The sequence below is a fragment of the Streptomyces sp. NPDC047049 genome, from assembly GCF_040643995.1.
Classification (GTDB): Bacteria; Actinomycetota; Actinomycetes; order Streptomycetales; family Streptomycetaceae; genus Streptomyces; species Streptomyces mooreae.
The window spans coordinates 1-5,442 of record NZ_JBEYVM010000040.1; the positions used below are offsets into that span (position 1 = coordinate 1).

At 72.3% G+C, this 5,442-nt stretch carries 2 protein-coding genes; both read right to left on the minus strand.

Annotation, left to right across the window (positions count from 1 at the left end; genetic code table 11):
* Positions 1-4,754: amino acid adenylation domain-containing protein (locus ABZ851_RS37185; RefSeq protein ID WP_361137136.1), on the minus strand; the 4,754-nt coding region annotated here is incomplete at its 3' end.
* Between the two features lie 49 nt (positions 4,755-4,803).
* The coding region (locus ABZ851_RS37190; protein WP_361137138.1) for a phosphopantetheine-binding protein at positions 4,804-5,442 on the minus strand (639 nt) is incomplete at its 5' end.

Sequence of the window (5,442 nt, forward strand, 5' to 3'; positions counted from 1 at the left end):
CGGGGCATGGCGAGCGCGACGAGGCGTTCGGGTCCGACTCCGTGGGTGATCAGGAGGCGGGCGAGCTGGTTGGCGCGGCGGTCGAGTTCGCCGTAGGTGAGGGTGGTGTCTTCGTAGACGACGGCCTCGGCGTCCGGAGCCTGAGCGGCCTGGGCCTCGAACAGCTGCGGCATCGTCAGCGCCGGAACCGCCTGCTCCGTGGCATTACGAGCGTGCACCAACTCCTGGTACTCCGCCGCCGTCAGGATCTCGGCGCCCCCCACGGCCTTGTCGGGCTCGGCCACGAAAGCCCGCAGGATGCGTAGGAACCGCTGGGCGACGGCCTCGGCGCTCGCGGACTCGAAGAGATCCGTGGCGTAGGTGAGCGTTCCGGTGAGGCCGGCCGGTTCACCGGCTGCCGTGTGCCGTTCGGTCAGTCCGAAGACCAGGTCGGACTTGGCGGCGTCCAGGCCCACCGGATGGGATTCCACCCGCAGCCCCGGCAGAACCGGCGCGTCCGCCGCGCTCTCCTCAAGGTTCAGGGAGACTTGGAAGAACGGCGTGTGTGAGAGCGCACGGGCCACGCCCGCCGCGTCGACGATCCGCTCGAAGGGGGTGTCCTGGTGGGCGTAGGCGGCCAGGTCGGTTTCGCGGACGCGGGCCAGGAGCTGGCGGAAGGTGGGGTCGCCGGAGACGTCGGTGCGCAGGACGAGGGTGTTGACGAAGAAGCCGACGAGGTCGTCCAGGGCTTCGTCGGTGCGGCCGGCGACGGCGGTGCCGATCGGGATGTCGGTGCCCGCGCCCAGGCGGGAGAGCAGGGCCGCGAGGGCGGCCTGCAGCACCATGAACACCGTGACATCGCAGACGCGCGCCAACTCCACGAGCCGTGCGTGGAGTTCCGCGTCCAGCGTGAAGTGCTCCGTGGCGCCGTGGTGTCCGGCGACGGCCGGGCGGGGCCGGTCCAGCGGCAGTTCCAGCAGCTCGGGCGCGCCGCTGAGTTCCTTGCGCCAGAAGTCGAGCTGCTGGGACAGGACGCTGCCGGGGTCGTTCTCGTCGCCCAGCACGTCGCGCTGCCACAGGGCGTAGTCGGCGTACTGCACCGGCAGCGGTTCCCAGGCCGGGGCGCGGCCGTCGACGCGGGCGGTGTAGGCGGTGGACAGGTCGCGCGAGAGCGGACCCATGGACCAGCCGTCGCCGGCGATGTGGTGCAGGAGAAGGAGCAGGACGTGCCGGTCTTCGGAGAGCTTGAAGAGGGTGAGCTTGAGGGGGACTCCGGCGGTCAGGTCGAAGCCGTACGCGGCGGCCTCCGCCAACGCCGCGTCGAGTTGCTGGTCGCCGTCCAGCTCGGCCAACTCCACTATGGGCCGGGCTTGTTCGCTGCCGAGCACCATCTGGCACGGCTCGCCGGACTCCTCGGTGAAGCGGGTCCGCAGCGCCTCGTGCCGCTCCACCACGTCGGCCAGCGCCGCTTCCAGCGCCGCACGGTCCAGCTCACCGGTCAGGGACAGGGCGACCGGGATGTTGTAGGTCGGGCTGGGGCCCTCCACCTGGAAGGCGAACCACAACCGCCGCTGCGCGAACGACATCGGCAGTGCGTCGGGGCGTGCCCTCGGCGCCAGGGCCGCACGCGTCGAGCCCGCCTCGCCCAGCCGGGCGGCCAGCCCCGCGACGGTCGGTGCCTCGAACACCGCCCGGATCGAGAGCTCCGCGTCCAAAGCGGTGCGGATGCGGCTGATCAGCCGGGTGGCCAGCAGCGAATGCCCGCCCAGTTCGAAGAAGTTGTCGTCGGCGGTGACGGAGTCCACGCCCAGGATCTCGGCGAAGACACCGGCCAGGATCTCCTCCCGGGCGGTGCGCGGAGCGCGTCCGGCGGCACCCGCGCCCGCGAAACCCGGGGCGGGCAGGGCCTTGCGGTCGATCTTGCCGTTGGGGGTCATCGGCCAGTGGTCGAGGACGACGAACGCAGCCGGGATCATGTGGTCGGGCAGCGTGGCGGCAAGGTGGGCGCGCAGCGCGGCGGGCTCGGGGGCCGTGCCGTCGGTGGTGGTGACATAGCCGACCAGCTGCTGCCCGGCCGGGCCGTCGTGGCGTGACATCACCAAGGTGCCGGCGACGCCTGCCGCTCCGGACAGCGCCGCCTCGATCTCGCCGAGTTCGATGCGGAAGCCGCGGATCTTGACCTGGTTGTCGGTGCGGCCCAGGTATTCCAGGGTGCCGCCGGTGGTCCAGCGCACGAGGTCGCCGGTGCGGTAGAGCCGGGAGCCGGGCGGGCCGAACGGGTCGGCGACGAAGCGTTCGGCGGTGAGCGCCGGACGGCGCAGATAGCCGCGGGCCAGACCGGGCCCGGCGGTGTACAGCTCACCGGCCACCCCCGGCGGCACCGGGCGCAGCGCGCCGTCCAGGACGTACACCCGCCCGTTGACCACCGGTCCGCCGATCGGCGGGATGCCCTCGCCGGACAGCGGCTCGCTCATGGCGGCGACCACCGTGGCCTCGGTGGGACCGTAGGAGTTGATCATTCGGTGCCGCTTGGACCAGCGGGCGGCCAGCTCGGTGCCGACCTTGTCGGCGCCGGTGGCCAGGGTCCGCAGGTGCGGCAGCTCGATCTCGGGGAGGGTGGACAGCGTGGCGGGCAGCATCAGGGTGTGGCTGATCCGCTCGTCGGCCAGGACCTGGGCCAGCTCCTCGCCGGCCAGCTGCCTGCCGTCCGGTACCACCAGCGTGGCACCGTTCGTCAGTGCCATGACGGTCTCCAGCACCGAGGCGTCGAAGCTGGGCGAGGCCAGCTGGAGCACCCGGCTGTCCCGGTCCAGGAGATAGCGCTCCGTCACGCTCGCCGACAGATCGCCCAGGCCGCGGTGGGTGACCACGACGCCCTTGGGACGGCCGGTCGAGCCGGAGGTGTAGATGACATAGGCGGGGTGGTGGACATCGAGCGGGGCGGTGCGTTCGGCGTCCGTCACCGGGGTGTCGGACAGCTCCGCCAGCCGGGCCGTGATCCCGGCGTCGTCCAGGACGACCTGCGGGCAGGACACCTCGGGCAGGTGTCCGGCCGTCGCCGCCTCCGTCAGCACGCATGTCGGCGCGGCGTCCGCCAGCATGTAGGCGATCCGGTCCACCGGATAGGCGGGGTCGACCGGGAGGTAGGCGCCGCCCGCCTTCTGTACCGCCAGCGCGGCCACGACCAGCTCGGCGGACTTCGGCAGGGCCAGCGCCACGATGTGCTCGGGGCCGACGCCGCCCGCGATCAGCAGCCGGGCCAGCCGGTTGGCGCGCCCCTCCAGCTCCCGGTAGGTGAGCGTACGGCCCTGGTACGCCAGCGCCGGGGCGTCCGGCGCGGCCTGCGCCTGTGCCTCGACGAGCTGGGGCATCGTACGGGCCGGGCCGCTGGTGGCGGTGTCGTTCCGGGCGGTGAGCAACAGCTCCCGCTCCCGGCCGGTCAGGATCTCCGCCCGGCTGACCGGGGCGTCCGCGTCGACGACGACGGCGTCCAGCAGCCGCACCAGCCGGCCGGCCAGCGCCTGCGCGGTCTCCGGCTCGAACAGGTCGGTGGCGTACTGCACTTCGCCGCCGATGCCCGCCGGACCGCCCTGCGGCGTGTGCCGCTCGCGCAGCGTGAAGGTCAGATCGACCTTGGCCACCCCGGTGTCCAGGTCGCTGACGGAGACCTCCAGCCCCGGCATGGTGCATCCGCCCTCGTCGGCGCTCTGCAGTGACAGCAGCGTCTGGAAGAGGGGGGAGTGGGACAGCGACCGGACCGGGTTGACCGCCTCGACGACGCGCTCGAACGGGATGTCCTGGTGGGCGTAGGCGGCCAGGTCGGTTTCGCGGACGCGGGCCAGGAGCTGGCGGAAGGTGGGGTCGCCGGAGACGTCGGTGCGCAGGACGAGGGTGTTGACGAAGAAGCCGACGAGGTCGTCCAGGGCTTCGTCGGTGCGGCCGGCGACAGCGGTGCCGATCGGGATGTCGGTGCCCGCGCCCATACGGGAGAGCAGGGCCGCGAGGCCGGCCTGCAGCACCATGAACACCGTGACATCGCACTCGCGCGCCAACTCCACGACGCGGGTGTGCAGCGCCGCGTCCAGCTCGAAGCGGGCGCTGCCGCCGTGGTGTCCGGCGACGGCCGGGCGGGGCCGGTCCAGCGGCAGTTCCACCAGCTCCGGCGAGCCCGCCAACTCCTTCACCCAGAAGGCCAGTTGCTCGGCGGCCAGACTGCCGGGGTCGTTCTCGTCGCCCAGCACGTCGCGCTGCCACAGGGCGTAGTCGGCGTACTGCACCGGCAGCGGCTCCCAGGCCGGGGCGCGGCCGTCGGCGCGGGCGGTGTAGGCGTCCGACAGGTCGCGCGAGAGCGGTCCCATCGACCAGCCGTCGCCGGCGATGTGGTGCAGGAGAAGGAGCAGGACGTGCCGGTCTTCGGTGACCTTGAAGAGGGTCGGCTTGAGGGGGACTTCGGCGGTCAGGTCGAAGCCGTACGTGGCGGCCTCCGCCAACGCCGCGTCGAGTTGCTGGTCGCCGTCCAGCTCGACGCACTCCATGACCGGCCGGGACTGTTCACCACTGAGCACCACCTGGCACAGCTCGCCCGACTCCTCCTGGGCGAAGCGGGTGCGCAGTACCTCGTGCCGCTCCACCACGTCGGCCAGCGCCGCTTCCAGCGCCGCACGGTCCAGCTCACCGGTCAGGTGCAGGGCGACCGGGATGTTGTAGGTCGGGCTGGGGCCCTCCACCTGGAAAGCGAACCACAACCGCCGCTGCGCGAACGACACCGGGTACATGGCGGAACTCCTCTTGGAACGGAATACGAGCGGTGCGGGAAGGACGGGGTCAGGAGCTGCGCATGCGGCGGAGCGAGGGCCGGGCCCGGCGGGCCGTGCCGATCTCCCCGGCCAGCCCGGCGACGGTCGGCTTCTCGAAGACCGTCCGGACCGGCAGTTCGGCGCCCAGCGCCGTCCGTACCCTGCTGATCAGCCTGGTGACCAGCAGGGAGTGGCCGCCCAGTTGGAAGAAGCTGTCGTCGATGCTCACCGAGGCCACCCCCAGCAGCTCCCCGAAGATCCCGCACAGGGTCTCCTCCTGCGGAGTGCGCGGGGCCCGGCCGTCGGCGGATCCGGTCGGCTGCTCCGGCGCGGGCAGGGCCTTGCGGTCCACCTTCCCGTTCGGCGTCAGCGGCCACTCCTGAAGGACCACGAACGCCGACGGCACCATGTACGCCGGCAGTTGTCCGGCGCACCGCCCGCGCAACTCCTCGACCAGCCGCGAGGCCGCGGCCGCGTCGGCAGGGCCCTCGACGTAGGCCACGATCCGCCGCTCATCGGCACGGTCCGTACGCACCAGCGCCATCGCCCGGGCGACCTGCGGATGGTCCGTGAGGGTGGTTTCGATTTCGCCGAGTTCGATGCGGAAGCCGCGGATTTTGACTTGGTTGTCGGTGCGGCCGAGGTATTCGAGGGTGTGGTGGGTGGT